At 61.2% G+C, this 20368-nt stretch carries 19 protein-coding genes; 3 read left to right on the plus strand and 16 right to left on the minus strand.

The annotated features are described in order from the left end of the window. Position 1: 1 nt before the first annotated feature. The 8 genes from pabC to H045_RS14545 form a co-directional block, all read right to left on the minus strand. Positions 2 to 817, minus strand: a complete 816-nt coding sequence (gene pabC / locus H045_RS14510; protein WP_003233471.1) for an aminodeoxychorismate lyase — start codon at positions 815 to 817, stop codon at positions 2 to 4. Beyond that, on the minus strand, positions 817 to 2061 hold the full coding sequence (fabF, locus tag H045_RS14515; protein WP_003233472.1) for a beta-ketoacyl-ACP synthase II: 1245 nt from the start codon (positions 2059 to 2061) through the stop codon (positions 817 to 819). Before fabF ends, pabC begins: the two co-directional genes overlap by 1 nt. A 111-nt stretch (positions 2062 to 2172) precedes the next feature. Then, positions 2173 to 2409 (minus strand): acyl carrier protein, encoded by a 237-nt coding sequence (acpP, locus tag H045_RS14520; protein WP_003175607.1) that lies wholly within the window; start codon positions 2407 to 2409, stop codon positions 2173 to 2175. A gap of 191 nt (positions 2410 to 2600) precedes the next feature. Next, on the minus strand, positions 2601 to 3344 hold the full coding sequence (fabG, locus tag H045_RS14525) for a 3-oxoacyl-ACP reductase FabG (RefSeq protein WP_003233474.1): 744 nt from the start codon (positions 3342 to 3344) through the stop codon (positions 2601 to 2603). Between the two features lie 21 nt (positions 3345 to 3365). Beyond that, a complete protein-coding gene (gene fabD / locus H045_RS14530; protein ID WP_041931518.1) occupies positions 3366 to 4304 on the minus strand; it encodes an ACP S-malonyltransferase in 939 nt (312 codons plus the stop codon). Between the two features lie 126 nt (positions 4305 to 4430). Continuing rightward, complete coding sequence (gene plsX, locus H045_RS14535) at positions 4431 to 5441, minus strand: phosphate acyltransferase PlsX (RefSeq protein WP_080627519.1); 1011 nt, start codon at positions 5439 to 5441, stop codon at positions 4431 to 4433. Between the two features lie 4 nt (positions 5442 to 5445). Then, positions 5446 to 5628 carry a 50S ribosomal protein L32 gene (rpmF, locus tag H045_RS14540; protein WP_003179396.1) on the minus strand — a complete coding sequence of 61 codons (183 nt, stop codon included), beginning with the start codon at positions 5626 to 5628 and terminating at the stop codon, positions 5446 to 5448. 13 nt (positions 5629 to 5641) lie between these two features. Continuing rightward, on the minus strand, positions 5642 to 6172 hold the full coding sequence (locus H045_RS14545) for a YceD family protein (protein ID WP_003233480.1): 531 nt from the start codon (positions 6170 to 6172) through the stop codon (positions 5642 to 5644). Positions 6173 to 6277: 105 nt separating this feature from the next. Between H045_RS14545 and H045_RS14550 the strand changes: the two genes are divergently transcribed. Then, on the plus strand, positions 6278 to 6856 hold the full coding sequence (locus H045_RS14550; RefSeq protein ID WP_015372763.1) for a Maf family protein: 579 nt from the start codon (positions 6278 to 6280) through the stop codon (positions 6854 to 6856). Positions 6857 to 6987: 131 nt separating this feature from the next. Here the strand turns inward: H045_RS14550 and H045_RS14555 are convergent, their stop codons facing one another. From H045_RS14555 to rluC, 3 genes are read right to left on the minus strand one after another with little or no spacing between them, the layout of a single operon-like run. After that, entirely contained in the window at positions 6988 to 7971 is a 984-nt protein-coding gene (locus tag H045_RS14555) for a S49 family peptidase (RefSeq protein ID WP_003233483.1), read from the minus strand. Between the two features lie 20 nt (positions 7972 to 7991). Continuing rightward, positions 7992 to 8654 (minus strand): HAD-IA family hydrolase, encoded by a 663-nt coding sequence (locus tag H045_RS14560; RefSeq protein WP_003233484.1) that lies wholly within the window; start codon positions 8652 to 8654, stop codon positions 7992 to 7994. Continuing rightward, the gene (gene rluC, locus H045_RS14565; RefSeq protein WP_003233485.1) at positions 8641 to 9600 is read right to left on the minus strand and encodes a 23S rRNA pseudouridine(955/2504/2580) synthase RluC; all 960 of its coding nucleotides are present in this window, start codon (positions 9598 to 9600) and stop codon (positions 8641 to 8643) included. The genes H045_RS14560 and rluC overlap by 14 nt, the downstream gene beginning before the upstream one ends. 758 nt (positions 9601 to 10358) lie before the next feature. Here rluC and rne point away from each other — a divergent pair. After that, complete coding sequence (gene rne, locus H045_RS14570) at positions 10359 to 13517, plus strand: ribonuclease E (RefSeq protein WP_176717670.1); 3159 nt, start codon at positions 10359 to 10361, stop codon at positions 13515 to 13517. 399 nt (positions 13518 to 13916) lie between these two features. Here rne and H045_RS14575 read toward each other — a convergent pair whose 3' ends face one another. The 5 genes from H045_RS14575 to H045_RS14595 all read right to left on the minus strand — a co-directional run bounded on the left by H045_RS14575 (position 13917) and on the right by H045_RS14595 (position 19394). Then, positions 13917 to 14495, minus strand: coding sequence for a nucleotidyltransferase family protein (locus H045_RS14575; RefSeq protein WP_003233487.1), 579 nt, complete (start codon positions 14493 to 14495; stop codon positions 13917 to 13919). Then, entirely contained in the window at positions 14492 to 15478 is a 987-nt protein-coding gene (locus tag H045_RS14580) for an XdhC family protein (protein ID WP_003233488.1), read from the minus strand. The genes H045_RS14575 and H045_RS14580 overlap by 4 nt, the downstream gene beginning before the upstream one ends. A gap of 144 nt (positions 15479 to 15622) precedes the next feature. Beyond that, positions 15623 to 16954: a dicarboxylate/amino acid:cation symporter gene (locus H045_RS14585; protein WP_003233489.1), complete on the minus strand. Its 1332-nt coding sequence runs from the start codon at positions 16952 to 16954 to the stop codon at positions 15623 to 15625. 419 nt (positions 16955 to 17373) lie between these two features. Then, the gene (locus tag H045_RS14590) at positions 17374 to 18720 is read right to left on the minus strand and encodes an ATP-binding protein (RefSeq protein ID WP_003233490.1); all 1347 of its coding nucleotides are present in this window, start codon (positions 18718 to 18720) and stop codon (positions 17374 to 17376) included. Further along, positions 18717 to 19394 carry a response regulator gene (locus tag H045_RS14595; RefSeq protein ID WP_003233491.1) on the minus strand — a complete coding sequence of 226 codons (678 nt, stop codon included), beginning with the start codon at positions 19392 to 19394 and terminating at the stop codon, positions 18717 to 18719. The genes H045_RS14590 and H045_RS14595 overlap by 4 nt, the downstream gene beginning before the upstream one ends. A gap of 248 nt (positions 19395 to 19642) precedes the next feature. Between H045_RS14595 and H045_RS14600 the strand changes: the two genes are divergently transcribed. Next, the gene (locus H045_RS14600) at positions 19643 to 20359 is read left to right on the plus strand and encodes a 4'-phosphopantetheinyl transferase family protein (RefSeq protein ID WP_015372765.1); all 717 of its coding nucleotides are present in this window, start codon (positions 19643 to 19645) and stop codon (positions 20357 to 20359) included. Positions 20360 to 20368 lie beyond the last annotated feature (9 nt).

The following is a 20368-nucleotide window of genomic DNA, read 5'->3' on the forward strand; positions in this document are numbered from 1 at the left end:
CTCAAATTTCCAATAGCGCGCGAACGATGCCCTGCAGTTTACGGGTGAGCGGCCCAACCGACCAGCTCATCGCAGCACAGCCGCGCACCGGCCAAATGCCATAAACGCTGTTGCAGACGAAGACTTCATCGGCCTGCTGCAGGTGCTCCAGGCTGATGTCAGCCACGGCCACGGGGATGCCCAGCGCTTGTGCCTGGGCCAGGATCTCGGCGCGCATCACCCCGGCCACGCCGCAACGATTCAGATCAGCGGTCAGCAACCTGCCGTCGCGCACCAGAAACAGGTTGCTGAAGACGCCTTCGATGACGCGACCGGACCTGTCCAGCATCAGGCCTTCGGCATGCTCGGCGTCCTGCCATTCTGCGCGGGCGATCACTTGTTCGAGACGGTTGAGGTGCTTGAGGCCGGCCAGCAACGGCTGCTCGGCCAAACGGGTGGCGCACGGAAACAGGCGGATGCCGACAGTTTCATGGGCCGGGGGATAGGTCGCAGGCGCAGAGCCTTGCAGAATACGCCGCACCGGCGCGCCGGGGTTGATGCCGTAGCCGCGCAGGCTGTCGCCGCGGGTGAGGATCAGTTTGAGCACGCCGTCACCCAGGGCGGCGGCAAAGGCCTGTACTTCGCTGCGGATCAGCTCATGATCCGCCGCCAGAGCGAGGCGCCTGCAACCCTCTTCGAGACGTTGCAGGTGACGTTCAAGCAGCACCGGCCGCCCACCCTTGACCGCAAGGGTCTCGAACAGGCCGTCACCGTAAGCCAGGCCGCGATCTTTCAGGGGCACGCTGTCCGCTGGCTGACCGTCGACCCAGCTGTGCATCACTCGGCGAACCGGCGGAACACCAGGGAACCGTTGGTGCCACCAAAGCCGAACGAGTTGGAAATCGCCACATCGATCGGCATCGGCTGGGCTTCGTGGGGCACGAAGTTCAGGTCGCAGCCTTCGTCAGGTTCATCGAGGTTGATGGTCGGCGGAGCGACCTGGTCCTTGATGGCCATGACGCTGAAGATCGCTTCGACCGCGCCCGCCGCGCCCAACAAGTGGCCGGTCATGGACTTGGTGGAGCTGACCGCCAACTTGTAGGCGTGCTCACCGAACACCGATTTGATGGCTTCGGCTTCCGCCAGATCGCCGGTCGGGGTCGAGGTGCCATGAGCGTTGATGTACTGCACCTGGTCGGCGTTGACCTTGGCATCGCGCAGGGCATTGGTGATGCACCGCGCAGCACCGGCACCGTCGGACGGTGGGGAGGTCATGTGGAACGCGTCGCCGCTCATGCCAAAGCCGATCAACTCGGCGTAGATGGTGGCACCGCGCGCCTTGGCGTGCTCCAGCTCTTCGAGCACCAGCGCACCGGCGCCATCGGACAGCACGAAGCCATCACGGCCCTTGTCCCACGGACGGCTGGCACGGGTTGGCTCATCGTTGCGGGTCGACAGCGCACGGGAGGCACCGAAGCCGCCCATGCCCAGCCCGCAGGCGGCCATCTCGGCGCCACCAGCGATCATCACGTCAGCTTCATCGTAGGCGATATTGCGCGCCGCCATGCCGATGCAATGGGTGCCCGTGGTGCACGCCGTGGCAATAGCGTAGTTGGGTCCCTGCGCACCCAGGTGGATGGACAGGAAGCCGGAAATCATATTGATGATCGAGCCGGGCACGAAGAACGGTGAAATTCGACGCGGGCCGGAATCGTGCAGGATGCGGCTGGTTTCTTCGATATTGGTCAAACCGCCAATACCCGAACCCATGGCCACGCCGATGCGCTCACGGTTGGCGTCAGTGACTTCCAGACCTGCGTTACGCACTGCCTGAAAACCGGCGGCCAGACCGTATTGAATGAACAGGTCGAGCTTGCGGGACTCTTTGATCGAGAGATATTCCTCGACATTGAAGCCCTTTACCGAGCCGCCAAAACGGGTGGAATAGGCAGAAAGGTCCGTATGTTCGATCAGACCGATACCACTGCGGCCAGCCAGAATGCCCTGCCAACTGCTCGGCACATCCGTACCCAGTGGCGACAACATACCCATACCGGTGACTACGACGCGTCTACGCGACACAGCACTCTCCTTTTTCTTGATGACGACACTTTTCATCAGCGCTAAAGAAAAAACCGCACGCCGTTACAGCAGTGCGGTTTCTCCCTGACAGCAAGCGACGACTACAAACTATTACGCCTGGTGGCTGGTAACGTAGTCGATAGCAGCTTGAACAGTAGTGATTTTTTCAGCTTCTTCGTCCGGGATTTCGGTCTCGAATTCCTCTTCCAGAGCCATCACCAGCTCAACGGTGTCAAGGGAATCGGCACCCAGGTCTTCTACGAAGGAAGCAGTGTTGACCACTTCTTCTTCCTTAACGCCCAGTTGCTCGGCAACGATTTTCTTGACGCGCTCTTCGATGGTGCTCATACCTTGTTTAACTCCTAATGGACAAATTCAGGCAGCTGGCCAGTGGGTAAGTGTATAGAAAGCCATTTCAGCTTTTCAACTGAAAGCTTCACCCTGTACCCGGTCGGCCACCTGCCTATAAATTAAGTTGCAGCTTTATAACGGATTTTAGACAGCTCGTATGACATTTTTTTGAAGCGATCCGTCACAATTTAGCTCATGTACATCCCGCCGTTCACTGGGATTGTAGCCCCAGTCACGTATGCCGCACCGTCAGATGCCAGGAAAGTGACCACATTCGCGATCTCTTGAGCCTGGCCCAAACGGCCCAGCGGAATCTGCGCCAGCAAGGCTTCACGCTGTACATCCGGCAGTTCGCGGGTCATATCGGTGTCGATGAACCCTGGGGCCACCGAGTTGACCGTGATGGCACGCGAGCCGACTTCCCGCGCCAGTGCACGGCTGAAACCTTCCAGGCCGGCCTTGGCGGAGGCATAGTTTACTTGGCCTGCGTTGCCCATGGCACCCACTACGGAACCAATATTGATAATTCGCCCCCAACGCGCCTTGGTCATGCCACGCAAAACGCCCTTGGACAGGCGAAACAGACTGTTCAGGTTGGTATCGACCACGTCGTACCACTCGTCGTCTTTCATGCGCATCACCAGGTTATCGCGGGTGATGCCGGCATTGTTGACCAGAATAGCCGGTGCGCCGAATTGTGCCGTGATCTCGGTCAGTACCGCCGCAACGGATTCATCGCTGGTCACATTCAATTCAAGACCGGTGCCCTGAACGCCGTTTTCCTTCAAGGTCGCGGCAATACGCTCGGCGCCCGCGGCGGAAGTGGCGGTGCCGATCACAACGGCGCCTTGACGGCCCAGTTCCAGGGCGATCGCCTGGCCAATGCCACGGCTTGCGCCGGTGACCAGTGCAACTTTACCTTGCAGACTCATGCAGGCTTCTCCTAAAGGGTTTCAGGCCAGTGCCGCAAGCGCGGCAGCGAAGGCATCCGGGGTATTGAGGTTGGCAGTCGACACGCCGTCGGCGCAGCGCTTGTTCAGGCCGGCCAGGACTTTGCCCGGGCCGCACTCGACAAGCGTGGTCGCGCCATTGGCCGCCAGCGTCTGCACCGACTCAACCCAGCGTACCGGCTTGTAGAGCTGCTCCAGCAGGTCGCGCTTGAGGGTGTCGAGGTCGACGGCAACGGCCGCACTGACGTTCTGCACCAGCGGGATCTGCGGCGCCTGCCAGTCGATGGCGGCGATGGACTCGGCAAACCGCTCGGCTGCCGGACGCATCAGCTCGCAGTGCGATGGCACGCTCACCGGCAACGGCAAGGCACGTTTGGCGCCCAGAGCCTTGCAGCCTTCAATGGCGCGTTCGACCGCAGCCTTGGCCCCGGCGATGACCACCTGGCCAGGGGAGTTGAAGTTCACCGCACTGACCACTTCACCCTGGGCCGCTTCGGCACAGGCCTGGATCACCACCGCATCGTCCAGACCGAGGATCGCGGCCATGCCGCCCTGCCCGGCCGGGACGGCTTCCTGCATCAACTGTCCACGACGCTCGACCAGCTTGACCGCCTCGGCGAGGGTCAGGCTGCCGGCGGCTACCAGGGCGCTGTATTCGCCAAGGCTGTGACCGGCGACATAGGCCGGACGCGCGCCCCCTTCGGCCAGCCACACGCGCCACAAGGCAATCGAGGCGGTCAGGATGGCCGGCTGGGTTTTATCGGTTTGATTGAGTTGCTCTTCCGGCCCTTGCTGGGTCAGTGCCCAGAGGTCGTAACCCAGGGCGTCGGAAGCTTCCTTGAAGGTATCCAGGATCAGCGGGAATTGCGCGCCCAGCTCGGCCAACATGCCGAGAGACTGCGAACCCTGCCCTGGAAAGACGAATGCGAGGGATGTAGACATGTAACAAGCCCCTAATGATCTGGTCGTAGAAAATGCTCACCCCTACGATGGGAGCGCACGAAACTGACAGATTGGATGGTCAATTGAACTGGCCGGTCACATTTAAGCATCCCCGGGCCGATTCGCCTAAGGCAACAGGCCCTCGAGACGGCCATGCAGGCGTTGCGGCAGGTTTTCCTGGATCTCGATCACGGCCCGCGCAATCGCACTCTGAAAACCCTGCACACCCGCCGAGCCGTGGCTTTTGACCACAATGCCCTGCAAACCGAGAAAACTCGCACCGTTATGCCGGGCTGGCGCCAGGTCAGCCTGCAAGCGGCGCATCAAGGGCAACGCCAGCGCACCGACCATACGCGAAAGCAGGTTCTGCCTGAACAGCGCCTCGATACGCGCCGCAATCATGGTCGCCAAGCCTTCGCTCGACTTGAGCAGGATATTGCCGACAAACCCGTCGCACACCACTACATCGGCTTCGCCCCGATACAAGCCGTCACCCTCGACAAAACCGATGTAGTTCAAGCCGCGCGCACCTTGCAACAAAGCAGCGGCGAGCTTGACCTGCTGGTTGCCCTTGATGTCTTCAGTGCCGATATTCAGCAAGGCCACCCGTGGCCGGGAAACGCCCAGCGCTTCGGCGGCCACCGAGCCCATCACCGCGAACTGGAACAGGTGCTCGGCACTGCAATCGACGTTGGCCCCCAGGTCCAGCAGCTGGCAATAGCCTTTCTGCGTCGGAATTGCCGCCACCATCGCAGGTCGATCAATCCCCGGCAGCGTCTTGAGCACATGACGCGACAATGCCATCAACGCACCAGTGTTGCCGGCACTGACACAGGCCTGCACCTTGCCATCGCGCAGTAACTCAAGGGCCACCCGCATGGAAGAGTCAGGTTTGCCGCGCAGGGCCATCGACGGCTTTTCAGCCATACCGATGGCTTCGCTGGCCGGGGTAATCGTCAGGCGCGCGCGATCCACCGCCGGATGGCCGGCAATCAATTCTTCAAGTAGGGAGGGTTGACCGACAAGGGTCAGGTGCAGCGAGGGCGTGGCAGACAGGCTGGCAATGCAGGCCTGAACAATGCTGCGGGGACCGAAGTCCCCGCCCATTGCGTCAATCGCGATGACTTGAGCAGACAAGTGATTACTCGTCAGCGCCCTTGTCGATCACTTTACGGCCACGGTATACGCCTTCTGGCGATACGTGGTGACGCAGGTGAACTTCACCGGTGGTTTTTTCTACAGACAGGGTGCTAGCCTCGAGAGCATCGTGGGAACGACGCATGTCACGGGCGGAGCGGGATTTTTTGTTCTGCTGAACAGCCATAATTGATTAACTCCTAAACGTTTGGGTCACGCTTTAACTGCGCCAATACACTGAACGGGTTGGACCGCGTTACCTCGTCCTCGCTCGGTTCGGGCTCGTCATCGAGCCCCTCCGGCTGCTGGCATTCTTCCGGATGATGAGCAGGCACAATGGGCAAGGCGAGCAAAAGCTCTTCCTCGATCAGTGCATGCAGATCCAAAGGATCTTCGCCCAGTTCCAGCACGTCATAACCTTTCGGCAACGACTGGGTATTCGCACCCTCCTTCACCACGGCATAACTGCACTCGCTGTGGATCGGCAGGGTGACCAGCTCAAGACAACGCTGGCAAACCATTTTGACTTCGGTGTCGATAACGCTGTGAATGACCACAGCTTTACGTTCATCTCGTTCAAAAACGAATTTGGCCTGGACCGTACCGACAGTGTCGGAAAGCGGGTCGCAGAGTCTCTCCAAATCGGCCAGCAGTACTTCACCTTGAAGGGAAGTGCCACGATCAGCCAATTTGCGCGGGTCAACGTGAGGTGGAATCGGGTCATTCAACATAGGCGCAGCATTATAGGGATGCACCCGGCCATGTCAAAGGAAATTCAGCCCTGTGCGTCAGCCGGTCACGCCGCTAGAATCGGCCGCTGCCTTGAGGAGATGCCCATGCTGCCTTTATTACTCGCATCCAGCTCGGTTTACCGCCGGGAATTGCTCAGCCGCCTGCAACTGCCGTTCACCTGCGGCTCGCCGGATATCGATGAAAGCCACCGCCAGGATGAGTCAGCCATTGAACTGGTCAAGCGCCTGGCCGAACAAAAAGCGCGCGCCCTCGCCGCCAGCCATCCCGGCCATTTGATTATTGGTTCCGATCAGGTCGCTGCGCTTGAAGGCCGGATTATCGGCAAACCCCATACATTCGAAAACGCCCGTGAGCAACTACTGGCAGCCAGCGGCAAGCGTGTGAGCTTTCTTACAGGCTTGGCACTGCTCAACAGCGAGACGGGGCACTGCCAGGTCGACTGCGTGCCTTTTACCGTGCACATGCGCGAACTGGACGCGGAACGCATCGAGCGCTACCTGCGGATCGAACAGCCCTATGACTGCGCGGGCAGCTTCAAGGCGGAGGGACTGGGTGTGAGCCTGTTCCGGAGCACCGAAGGGCCGGATGCAACGAGCCTTGTTGGCCTGCCGCTGATTCGACTGGTGGATATGCTGCTGGCCGAAGGCGTACAAATCCCCTGAAGCCACACACAACCAAATGTGGGAGGGGGCTTGCTCCCGATTGCGGTGGGCCAGCTTGTAGATAAGCTGACTGATGCACCGCTATCGGGAGCAAGCCCCCTCCCCCTATGAATCACATCGGCCTTGAGAGATCAGCGCAGCGCCGGCCCCTGGAAGCCCATGTACAAAGCCAGCTTCTCCGCAACGCTGGCACCGAGCTTCTTGGAGAAGCGGTCAAACGGCGATTCCTCGACCGTGAAGTCCACCAACTCCTTCTCGCCGATCACATCCCGCGCCACCGAACTGGCACTGCCCAGGCCGTCGATCAAGCCCAACGGCAAGGCTTGCTCGCCCGACCACACCAGCCCGGAAAACAGCTCCGGATGGTCCTTGTCCTTCAGCCGATCACCGCGCCCCTGTTTCACGCTGGCGATGAACTGACGATGGGTGGTGTCGAGCACACTCTGCCAGAACTGGGTTTCATCGGCTTTCTGCGGCTGGAACGGATCCAGGAACGCCTTGTGCTCACCCGAGGTGTAGGTGCGCCGCTCCACACCGAGCTTCTCCATGGTGCCGACAAAGCCATAACCGGCCGCCGTCACACCAATGGAGCCCACCAGGCTGGCCTTGTCGGCGTAGATCTGGTCAGCCGCGCTGGCAATATAGTAGGCGCCCGAGGCGCCCAGGTCGGAAATCACCGCGTACAGCTTGGTGTCCGGGTGCAGGGCACGCAGGCGACGAATTTCGTCATAGACATAACCCGACTGCACCGGACTGCCGCCCGGGCTGTTGATGCGCAGGATTACGCCCTTGACCTTGGTGTCTTCAAACGCCGCACGCAGGCTACCGACAATATTGTCGGCGCTGGCAGGCTCCTTGTCGGCAATCACCCCGCGCACTTCGATCAGGGCGGTGTAGTGGGCGCCACGGGTGGCGCTCTTTTCCATGTCCATCAGCGGGCTGAACAATGCCAGCATCAGCAACAGGTAAGTGAACGTCAGCAGCTTGAAGAAAATCCCCCAACGCCGCGCACGGCGCTGCTCCTGAACGCCAGCCAGGAGGGTCTTCTCCAGCAGCTTCCAGCTTTTCTCATCACCGCTCTCGGCCTTTTCGGGCGCTTTCCACTCGTCACTCATACGCTTAACCCCAGCAAAACTTAGTGGGCCCGACCAAGCCAGGCCTGCAATTGCGAAAAATGATCAATGGTCAGCCTGGGCTCATATTGCTGCAAGGCCTGGGCGGACTGGGCGCCGTAGCTGACCGCCACACTGTCCATGCCGGCGTTGCGCGCCATTATCAGATCGAAGGAGGCATCGCCCACCATCAAGGCCTGACGCGGCGACACGCCACAATGGGCAAGGATCTGCTCGAGCATCAACGGATGGGGCTTGCTGGCGGTCTCGTCGGCGGCGCGGGTGATGTCAAAGTAATCTTCCCAGCCATGGGCCTTGAGCACGCGATCCAGGCCACGACGGGCTTTGCCGGTGGCAACCGCCAAGTGATAACCCTCGGCGCGAAACGCGTCCAGCGACTGCGCCACGCCTTCGAACAGCGGCGAAGGCGTGGCTTCCAGCGCGATGTAGTGGTCGGCGTAATGATTGCGGAACGCGATCAACTCGGCGTCGCCGATTTCCGGATACAAGGCGCGGATCGCTTCAGGCAGGCCCAGACCGATGATGCCCTTGACCGCAAAATCCGAACACTGCTCAAAGCCCGAGCGGGTCGATGCCATGTGCATCGACTCGACGATACGGCCAATGGAGTTGGCCAGCGTACCGTCCCAATCAAAAATCAGCAGTTTGTAGTCAAGGTGCGACACTCAGGCGCTCCACGGTCTTGGCCCACATTTCATCGACCGGCGCCTGCAGCTTCAGCTCGCCACCATCGGGCAACGGCACCGTGAGCATGTAGGCGTGCAGGAACAGGCGTTTGCCGCCCAGATCGCGAATCTCTTTGGAGAACCCCTCATCGCCATACTTGGTGTCGCCGGCAATGCAGTGGCCCGCATGCAGCGTGTGCACGCGAATCTGGTGGGTACGGCCGGTGACCGGCTTGGCTTCGACCATGGTCGCAAAATCGCCGAAACGACGCAGCACCTTGAACAGGGTCAGGGCCTCTTTGCCCTCCTCGTCCACTTCGACCATGCGCTCGCCGGAGCGCAGATTGCTCTTCTGCAACGGCGCACGCACGCTCTTGATCGAGCTGGCCCAGTTGCCACGCACCAGCGCCATGTAGCGTTTATCCACGCCGTCGCCACGCAGGGCGGTGTGCAGGTGGCGCAGCATGCTGCGCTTTTTGGCGATCATCAGCAGGCCGGACGTGTCTCGGTCCAGACGATGCACGAGTTCCAGCTCCTTGGCGTCCGGGCGCAACTGACGAAAAGCTTCGATCACACCGTAATTCAGGCCGCTACCGCCGTGCACCGCAATGCCACAGGGCTTGTTGATCACGATCAGTTTGTTATCTTCGAACACGATGGAGGCTTCGAGGCGCTGCAGCAGGCCTTGCGCCAACGGCACCGGCTCGTCACGCTCAGGCACGCGCACCGGCGGCACCCGCACGATATCGCCGGCCTGCAGCTTGTATTCGGGCTTGATGCGCCCCTTGTTCACGCGCACTTCGCCTTTACGCAAAATGCGGTAGATCAAGGTCTTGGGCACGCCCTTGAGCCTGGCCAGGAGAAAGTTGTCGATGCGTTGGCCGGCATATTCCGGCGAGACCTCAAGCAGCTGGACGCTGGGGGTCGGGGGGGCGGTAGTCGTCATGGCGGCGATGATAACAATTTTTTATGGAATTGAAGCACTTAATCATTGCTGCTATAGTCGCGAACGCCGCCAAAAGCGGCCTGGACAGAGGACTTGCGGCAAACTGCCGGCCCTGACCATCGCAATTCATCAGGACGCGAGGCCGTCCTACGGGGCGTTTGCCACCCTGGAAGGCTCAGGATTGTAACAAGCGCAGGTGACATGAGGCCTGAAGCGAGTGCGATGCGCAGAGTGAATACTCGCGTTTTGCGCCGATATTTACGGCCAGTTCACAAAGTGCAGTCAGTCTTGTGCCGGACCACGGCGAATGCTTCGGAAACAACGCCTGTTAAGAGCTGGATGTGAGCGCAGTCGCCCACATTGAGTCTTGTTTAGCCATGAGCGTGGACTCCCCATTGGAGCCCACGGTAAATGCCAACCCGCTGCGGATTCTGCGCGCGGCAGCACCCGAATTATCAGGGATACGTGTAGGGTGGAGATGCACAACCGTCGGACCGTGTAGCACTAGGCTTATATTTAGACGCTTCATCTCGTCCACAGTCGCCGGTTGATTCCTCCTCCTGACCTTAGCTTTTGTTGAAGTGGTGCCTTTGTCACCGCCGCTAACAAGCAGGACGCGTCCGTCGCGATGCTCGCCCAATTGGCAGGTATTGCTGGACACTGGAGTGGCCAACCACTCTTGACGCACCTGACACCGACCGTGAGAAGTCGTGTGTGCCGAACGCCGTTTCCGGCAGCCCGGAAACCGACGGTACAACATGAAAAGAATGCTGATTAACGCAACTCAACCCGAAGAGTTGCGTGTTGCACTGGTAGATGGCCAGCGCCTCTACGACCTGGACATCGAATCCGGTGCGCGCGAGCAAAAGAAGGCCAACATCTATAAAGGCCGTATTACTCGCATCGAACCCAGCCTCGAGGCTGCCTTTGTCGATTTCGGCTCCGAGCGCCACGGCTTCCTGCCCCTCAAAGAAATCTCCCGCGAATACTTCAAGAAAGCCCCCGAAGGCCGCGTAAACATCAAGGACGTCCTGAGCGAAGGCCAGGAAGTCATCGTTCAGGTCGAGAAAGAAGAACGTGGCAACAAGGGCGCCGCCCTGACCACTTTCATCTCCCTGGCCGGCCGTTACCTCGTGCTGATGCCGAACAACCCGCGTGCCGGCGGCATCTCCCGTCGCATCGAAGGCGAAGAACGCAACGAACTGCGTGAAGCGCTCAACGGCCTGATCGCTCCTGCCGACATGGGCCTGATCGTGCGCACCGCCGGTCTTGGCCGCAGCAGCGAAGAAATGCAGTGGGACCTCGACTACCTGCTGCAACTGTGGACCGCCATCAAAGAAGCCTCGCTGGATCGCTCCGCGCCGTTCCTGATCTACCAGGAAAGCAACGTGATCATCCGCGCCATCCGCGATTACCTGCGCCAGGACATCGGCGAAGTGCTGATCGACAGCGTTGAAGCCCAGGACGAAGCCCTGACCTTCATCCGCCAGGTGATGCCGCAGTACGCCAGCAAGATCAAGCTGTACGAAGACAGCGTTCCGCTGTTCAACCGTTTCCAGATCGAAAGCCAGATCGAGACCGCCTTCCAGCGCGTGGTCGAACTGCCTTCCGGCGGCTCCATCGTGATCGACCCGACCGAAGCCCTGGTGTCCATCGACATCAACTCGGCGCGTGCGACCAAAGGCAGCGACATCGAAGAAACCGCCCTGCAGACCAACCTGGAAGCGGCTGAAGAAATCGCCCGCCAACTGCGCCTGCGTGACATCGGCGGCCTGATCGTGATCGACTTCATCGACATGACCCCGGCCAAGAACCAGCGCGCCGTGGAAGAGAAAGTCCGCGAGTGCCTGGAAGCCGATCGTGCCCGCGTACAAGTGGGCCGCATCTCGCGCTTCGGCCTGCTGGAAATGTCCCGTCAGCGCCTGCGTCCATCCCTGGGCGAGAGCAGCGGCATCGTCTGCCCGCGCTGCAACGGCACCGGCATCATCCGTGACGTTGAATCGCTGTCCCTGGCGATCCTGCGCCTGATCGAAGAAGAAGCCCTGAAAGACCGCACCGCCGAAGTTCGCGCACAAGTGCCGATCCCTGTGGCCGCGTTCCTGCTCAACGAAAAACGCAACTCGATCACCAAGATCGAACTGCGCACCCGTGCCCGTATCGTCATCCTGCCGAACGATCACCTTGAGACGCCGCACTTCGAAGTGCAGCGCCTGCGTGATGACAGCCCGGAAGCCCACACCAACCAGTCCAGCTACGAAATCGCTGCGGCTGCCGCTGAAGTGGAAGAAGTCCAGCCAGCCGCTGCGACCCGCACCCTGGTGCGCCAGGAAGCGGCCGTCAAGACCGCCCCGGCACGCGCCAATGCACCGGTTCCGGTTGAAGCCGCTGCACCGGTTGCCGCACCGGCCGCCCTGCCTGAGCCAAGCCTGTTCAAGGGCCTGGTGAAGTCGTTGGTCAGCCTGTTCGCCACCAAGGAAGAGCCGGCTGCGCCGGTTGTGGCTGAAAAGCCAGCTGCCGAGCGCCCTGCGCGCAATGAAGAACGCCGTAACGGCCGTCAGCAGAGCCGTAACCGCAACGGCCGTCGCGACGAAGAACGCAAACCACGTGAAGAACGTGCCCCGCGCGAAGAACGCGCGCCACGTGAAGAGCGTGCTCCGCGCGAAGCCCGTGAGGACACCCCGACCGTAGCCCGTGAAGAGCGTGCACCCCGCGAAGAGCGCGCACCTCGTACCGCACGCGCACCGCGCGAAGATCGCAAGCCGCGTGGCGAGCGTGAAGAGCGTGTACGTGAACTGCGCGAGCCACTGGACGCCTCGCCAGCCGTTGCAGCCGTCGCTGCCGCCAGCACCGAAGAGCGCCCGGCTCGCCAGCCGCGTGAAGAACGCGCCCCACGTGAAGAGCGCCAACCGCGCCAGCCGCGTGAAGAGCGTCAGCCACGTGCCGAGCACGCTGAAGCCAGCAGTGAAGAAGAAGTGCTGACCGGCGAAGAGCAACTGCAGGAAGATGGCCAGGACAACGCCGAAGGCGATCGTCCACGTCGCCGCTCCCGTGGCCAGCGTCGTCGCAGCAACCGCCGTGAGCGTCAGCGTGATGCCAACGGCAATGTGATCGAAGGCTCGGAAGAGACCGGCGAAAACACCGAAAGCGCCAATAACGAAGCGACAGGCAACGAACTGGCCGCAGGCCTGGCCGTTACCGCTGCCGTGGCCAGTTCGGTCATCAGTGCACCGGCTGAAGCCCAGGCTCACGAGCAGGCTGAACGTGCCACCGCTGCTGTTGAAGAGACCCCTGCTGCAGAGGCGCCTGTCGCCGAAACCGCCGTGGTTGAAGCGCCAGTCGTCGAAGCGACCACCCCGATCGAAACCCCCGCGGTTCCGGAAGTGGAAGTTGCACTGGAGCGCGACGCCCAGCCGCAGACCGAAGTGGTTGCCGTAGAGCCTGCGCCAGTGGTCGAACCTCAGCCCCTGGTTGAAGCGGCGGTTGAGATGCCGACTGTCGAAGCACCGGTTTTCGAAGAAGCGGCCCCGGCAGTGCGTGAAGTTCGTGAAGTTCGTGAAGTTCGTGAAGAACAGACCGCCTTCCAGTGGACTGCCGAACCGGCCGCTGCGGTTGAAGCGCCAGCCCCGGTAGTGGAAGAAGCGCCAGCCCCGGTTGCCGAGGTCGTCGCTGCTGAACCTGCTCCGGTGGTTGAACCAACCCCGGTCATCGAGCCTGCGCCAGTGGTTGAAGCGCCGGTGGAAGCTGAAGTGGCAGCCCCTGCGGTTGAAGCTGCTCCTGCCAGCGCCCTGACTGAAAACGGCCGTGCGCCGAACGACCCACGTGAAGTGCGTCGCCGCCGCAAGGAAGCCGAGGCAGCCGCCGCTGCCCAGGCTTCAAAGGCAATGGAAGAAGAGCACGAGCCTAAACCTCTCGTCTGATTCCATCAGCTACTGAAAAGCCCCGCCTGAGTGATCAGGCGGGGCTTTTTTTGTCTGTCCAAAAGCCTTAACCAGCAGACGCTTATCAACTAAAAAGGTCGAAATTTCAGGCAACCACATCCCTGTGGCGAGCGGGCTTGCGCTAATGCCGTTCAGTCAAGCGCAGATTCCCTGTGGCGAGCAGGCTTGTCCTGCGTTGGGCTGCGCAGCAGCCCCAAAACCAGGCACTGGGCCGTATCAGGTACACCGCGTTTTGCTGGAGTGGGGGCGCTTCGCACCCCAACGCGGGGCAAGCCCGCTCGCCACAATAAGCCCACACATTTTGCTTAACTGAACGGAGGCTCCCCAATTTGCTGCGCGCCAGCGCTACGTCGAAGAGGTAATGGAGCCTCCCTCGTTTTAGTCTGCGTTGAAACTCAGCCCTTGAGGCACATCCACATCCCAGAGTACGCCGGCATCATCCACTACCACTTGCTTCACAACAGCCCGAGCAAACAAAGGCTTTGCGCCGCGATCCCCCGTCAGCGCCATTAACGAAGGGCCCAATGCGCGACCGAATGCAACCGGATGCCCACGCTGCCCAGCGTGCACCGGCACATTGATACTTTCCAGATCAGCGATCACACGCTCAATCGTCGCGGACTGGACAAACGGCATATCCCCCAGCACCACCAGCCAGCCATCGGCAGACGCACTGCCGGCAACCGCCGCCGCGATGCTGTCGCCCATACCCGCCGATTGCAGCAGCAAAACCTCGCAGCCATACGCCTTGGCCAATCGGATAACCTCTGTACGTTCCGGCGACGTCACCAACAGCCGCGAGACGACACGCTCAGGCAAGTTCAGCAAAACATGTTCGATCACCGGCCGCGTTATGCCGTCCCGGCCGACACATCGGGCCAGCAATTTATCCTGACCCGTTTCGGCGAGGAAGCGACTGCCCTGCCCCGCTGCCAGCACAATCGCGGTCAGCGTCACTCAGTCACCGCCGCCAGCGGTTTCTTCTGCATCGGGGCCACGCCATTTTTGATCGCGACGATTTCCGCCATCAGCGACAGCGCAATTTCCGCCGGGGTGTGACTGCCGATGTGCAAGCCGATCGGCCCATGCAAACGCGCAATGGCATCATTCGACAGGCCCAGCTCCGCGAGGTTTTCCCGGCGTTTCTGGCTGTTGACCCGCGAGCCCAGCGCGCCGATATAGAACGCACTGGAATTCAAGGCAGTCAGCAAGGCCATGTCGTCCAAGCGAGGGTCATGGGTCAGGCAGACGATCGCCGTGCGTTCGTCGGTCTGGATATTGAGCACCGCTTCGTCCGGCATGCCCGGCACAAAGCGACCGTGCTGCTCTTCCCAGCCGTAGACAAATTCCTCGCGCGGGTCGCAGATCAGCACTTCGAAATCCAGCAGCCGCGCCATCTCCGCCACGTACCGCGACAGCTGCCCGGCACCGATCAGCAACAGCCGCCAGCGCGGACCGTAGATGGCCCGCAGACGCTGGTCGTCAACGCTCACCACATCGCTCTTGCTGGCGTCGCTGAGCGTCACCTCACCCGTGGCCAGGTTCAGCTCGCGGGCAACGATCTGGTGATCCTCACAACGCGCCAATAGCTGCGCGACCCACGCCCACTCGACCACTCGCTCCTCGGTGAGGCGCAGGGTGCCGCCGCATGGCAGGCCAAAGCGCGCCGCCTCGTCGCGGGTAACGCCATAGGTCACCATCTGCACCGGCGGGCCGTCATCGGCCAGGCGGCCATCCTGCAGACGCGCGATCAGGTCATCTTCGATGCAACCGCCAGACACCGAACCTATCACCACGCCATCGCCACGCAGGGCCAGCATCGCCCCGGGTGGACGCGGCGCGCTGCCCCATGTCTGCACCACGCTGTACAGCACCACGCGATGCCCGGCCTGGCGCCACGCCAATACGCTACGCAGGACGTTCAGATCCACACTGTCCATCTATCCTCCTGTGAGCGTTTGTTGATGAGGTATCGATTGACTCTAAAGCAAAAAATTCCAAAAGGGAGCGTGCACAAACGCAAACGCCCCGAACAGGTCGGGGCGTTTGCGGGTTGATTGGTGTCAGTTCACGCCATCAGCGGTTTACTTGACCACTGGAGTCGGGCCTTCGGCCACGCCCAGATCGTCGACTTCGCGGGTTTCCGAGATACCGGTGCCGCCGGACGCCAGCTCGCTTTGCAGCTTGTCAGTGTCCAATTCCTTGACCCACTTGGCCACAACGATGGTGGCAACGGCGTTACCCACCAGGTTGGTCAGCGCGCGGGCTTCGGACATGAAGCGGTCGATACCCAGGATCAGCGCCAGGCCGGCAACCGGCAGGTGGCCGACGGCCGACAGGGTTGCAGCCAGTACGATGAAGCCCGACCCGGTCACGCCTGCAGCGCCTTTGGAGGACAGCAGCAGCACCAGCAGCAGGGTGATCTGGTGGGTGATGTCCATGTGAGTGTCAGTCGCCTGGGCGATGAACACGGCAGCCATGGTCAGGTAAATGGATGTACCGTCGAGGTTGAACGAGTAGCCAGTCGGGATAACCAGACCTACCACGGATTTCTTCGCGCCCAGACGCTCCATCTTGATCAACATGCGTGGCAGGGCGGACTCGGAAGAGGACGTACCCAGCACGATCAGCAGTTCTTCACGGATGTAGCGGATCAGCTTGAGTACGCTGAAACCGTGGGCGCGGCAGATACCACCCAGCACCACCAGCACGAACAGCAGGCAGGTGATGTAGAAGCAGATCATCAACTGGCCAAGTTGCACCAGCGAACCCACGCCGTAGGCACCGATGGTGAACGCCATGGCGCCCAGGGCACCGAGCGGCGCGAGCTTCATGATCATGTTGATGATATTGAACATCACATGGGCGAAGCGATCGATGAAGTCCAGCACCGGCTTGCCATAGGCACCCAGGCGATGCAGGGCGAAACCGAAGATCACCGAGAACATCAGCACTTGCAGGATATCGCCGTTGGCGAACGCGCCGACGATGGTGTTCGGGATCACATTGAGAATAAAGCCGACGATGCTCTGGTCTTTACCGGCGGTGACGTAAGCGGCGACTTTGGACGCATCCAGGGTCGCGACGTCGATGTGCATGCCGGCGCCCGGTTGCACGACGTTCACCACGATCAGGCCGATCAGCAGGGCGATGGTGGAAACGACTTCGAAGTACAGCAGCGCGTAGCCACCGGTTTTGCCCACCGATTTCATGCTTTGCATGCCAGCGATGCCGCTGACAACGGTGCAGAAGATGATCGGGGCAATGACCATTTTGATCAGCTTGATAAAGCCGTCACCCAGTGGCTTGAGGGCCACGCCGGTCTGCGGGTAGAAGTGGCCGAGCAAAATACCGATAACGATTGCGACGATCACCTGGAAATACAGGGATTTGTAGATTGGCTGACGAGTCGTCATTGCAAAGTTCCTCAATCGTCCCGTGTGGCAAATATCCGCCATTGCCCACGACACTTGAATTGCGAACCCTCCTGCACTGGAGGGATTTGTTGTTTGCGAGGTGTGTACGACACGCCTGCGCTACGATCCTGATCGCAAACCCCGTGCCACTTTGCGCAAACGTCCGTAAGGCCTTTGGACATCAGGCATCGAGACGGACAGACATGGTTTTCCGGGGCGGACAATGTGGCGGATTTCCGCCGACCAGCCCTCTATCGTCCTACAATTTGGCGGATATCCGCCTTGTCGAGATGATGGGGGAGATGTGGCGCGTTGGAGGACGCCATCGCAGGCAAGCCAGCTCCCACATTTGATTGTATTCACCAATCAAACTGTGGGAGCTGGCTTGCCTGCGATAGAGCCAGTGTAGCCAATGAAGATCAAACAGCCGGAAAATGAATCTTGAACGCCGCGCCACCCAATGGCGAATCGCCCAGAGTCAAGCGTGCGCCATAGCTTTCAATGATGTCCTTGACCACCGCCAGGCCAATCCCCTGCCCCGGATGCTGCCGGTCCAGCCGTTCGCCCCGCTGCAGAATCCTCGCGCGCTGGTCGGGGGGCACGCCAGGGCCGTCGTCCTCGATGCACAGCTCGGCGCCTTCGAGGCTTTCCAGCAGGCTGATACGCACCTCCCTCACGCACAGGCGGTAGGCGTTTTCCAGCAGGTTGCCGAGCAATTCGAGCAAGGCGCCCTTCTCGATCGGCACATAGCATTCATCCGGCAAGTTGAAGGACACGGCCACGCGCTTGTCGCGGTACACCTTGTCCAGCGTGTCGCACAGGCTTTGCAGCACAGGCTCAAGCCTTACCTGGTGGCGCACCAGACCGCTTTTGCGCAGGCTGGCGCGCTGCAACTGGTAGCCGATCTGCTGGCTCATGCGCTCGATCTGCGATTGCAGCACCCAGGCCTGATCGCGGTCGGCGGGGCGCTGCGCCATGTCCTCGCTCACGCCCTGCAACACCGCCAACGGGGTTTTCAGGCTGTGGGCCAGATCGTCGAGGGAGTCGCGGTAGCGTGCGCGTTGCTCGCGCTCACCGTGCAGCAGGCGGTTGAGAGAGCCGGTCAGGCGCAGCAATTCACGCGGGTGCTGCTCGCTGAGGCTTTCGCGGGTGCCGCCCTCGATCTGGTCGAGTTCCTGGCTCAGCCGCCGCAGGGCTTGCAGGCCCCAGGTCAGGCCCAGCCATAACAGGGTCAGCAGCACCAGCAACGCGGCGCCAAAGCCCAGATAGAGGTTTTCGCGCAGGCCTTCGAGGGTCAGCAGGTATTCGCGCACCGGTTGCAGGGCGACGATACTGAACGCGGCGCTCTTGCCGCCGAGCAGCTTGACCTCCACGTCGTACACGAAGAATTCCTGGCCATTGGCCTCGCGAATCCGCGCGAATTCATTGCCGCGCCCGTCATAGCGCGGCTTGTAGTTGATGTTTTCTTCCTGGGTCGCCCGCGAGCGCCACACCAGATGGCCTTCGCGGTCGTAGATATAGCCGAGCAGCCGGCTGTCGGTGAGGTTGAAGCGCTCATCCGGCAACTGCGCTGGCATCAGCAGGCGGTTGTTTTCAACCCGCGCCGCCGAGATCAGGGTGGTGACGTCCGAGGCCAGGCGCTGCTCGATGGAATCCTGCAACGCCAGACTGAACGCACCCTGCATGGCCGGCAGCAAGCCCAGCATGAACAGCACGGCCAGGGTAGCGGCCGCCAGCATCAGGCGCACACGAAGCGAGCGAATCAAAGGCAGCGCTCATTGAACAGGTAGCCCAGGCCACGCACGGTGTCGATCGGCTTGAACCCGGCCGGGCCTTCCAGCTTGCGGCGCAGGCGTCCGACCAGCACTTCGATGACGTTCGGATCGCGCTCGTCGTCGTCAGGGTAGAGTTGTTCCATCAAGCGGTCCTTCGCGACCACCTGCTGATGGTGACGCATCAGGTACTCGAGGATCCGGTATTCGTAGGCGGTCAGCGCCAGCGGTTGCTCGTCGAGCGAGGCTTGCTTGCGATTGAGGTCGAGCAGCAAGGGGCCGGCAACGATGGTCGACTGGGTGAACCCGCTGGAGCGGCGCAGCAAGGCGTTCATGCGCGCTTCCAGCTCTTCGAACTGGAACGGCTTGACCACATAGTCGTCGGCGCCGGAGGCCAGGCCTTCAACCTTGTCCTGCCAGTTGCCACGGGCGGTGAGGATCAGAATCGGGAATGTCTTGGCGTCGCTGCGCAGCTTGCGGATCAGGTCCAGACCGCCCATGCCGGGCAGGCCCAGGTCGATGATAGCCAGGTCGTGATTGAACTGCCCGGTCTGATACAGGGCCTCTTCGGCATTGGCCACGGCTTCGACCACGTGCCCGCTGTCGGTCAGGCGGGTCAACAGGTGATGGCGCAGCAGCGCCTCATCTTCCACCACCAGCAATTTCATAAAGCTCTCCAAGGCAATTCAACTGTCCGACAGAGGGATATCATAGCGGCCTTGCAAGGGTTGCTGGCGTATTTTAATCCCGTTGCACTGGCCACTGAGGCGCTAACCCGCCTGCACAGCCCAGCACCCGACGGCTGGTCCCATGCAGACTACGCACGCGCCCCTGAACTCCCCCTGAACAAGCTCTGAACCTGGCCTGAACCACCGCGGACTATCCACTGGCGCGCCAACTCGGCAGAATACCGCGCATGACGCCCCTACCCACCTGTTGCACCCCATTCGATAGCCACTGGCCGCTGCCCGATCCCTTGCCCGGCACAGTGTTCTTCAGCACCCGTTTTGACCCGGCGCGGTTGGACAACGGCGATTTTCAGCGCTGCGCAGTGCCGCCCCCGGCGAGCATCCAGCGCTCGGTAGCCAAGCGCCAGGCAGAATTCCTGGCCGGTCGCGTGTGTGCCCGCGCCGCCCTGCAACGCCTTGATAACCTGGACTGCACCCCGGCGATTGGCGAAGACCGCGCGCCGGTGTGGCCTGCGCATATCAGTGGCTCCATCACCCATAGCACCGGGCATGCGGCAGCGATTGTCGGCCACAAGGCGCAGTGGCGCGGGTTGGGGATGGATGTGGAGAACATGCTCACGCTGGAGCGGGCGGAGCGTCTGGCCGGGGAGATTCTGACGGCCGATGAGTTGCAGCGTATGGCGCTGGTACCACAGGAGCAGATTGCTCAACTGGTGACCCTGACGTTTTCGGCGAAAGAAAGCCTGTTCAAGGCCTTGTATCCGATTGTGCAAAAGCGCTTCTATTTTGAGCATGCCGAGGTGCTGGCGTGGTCGGACACAGGTCACGTGCAGCTGCGGTTGCTGACGGACCTTTCCAGCGAGTGGTGTGCTGGCAAGGAGCTGGAGGGGCAGTTCGCGGTGAGCGATGGACAATTGTTGAGCCTGGTGGCAATCAGCGGCTGATACACCGCT

This window comes from Pseudomonas poae RE*1-1-14, from assembly GCF_000336465.1.
Classification (GTDB): domain Bacteria; phylum Pseudomonadota; class Gammaproteobacteria; order Pseudomonadales; family Pseudomonadaceae; genus Aquipseudomonas; species Aquipseudomonas poae.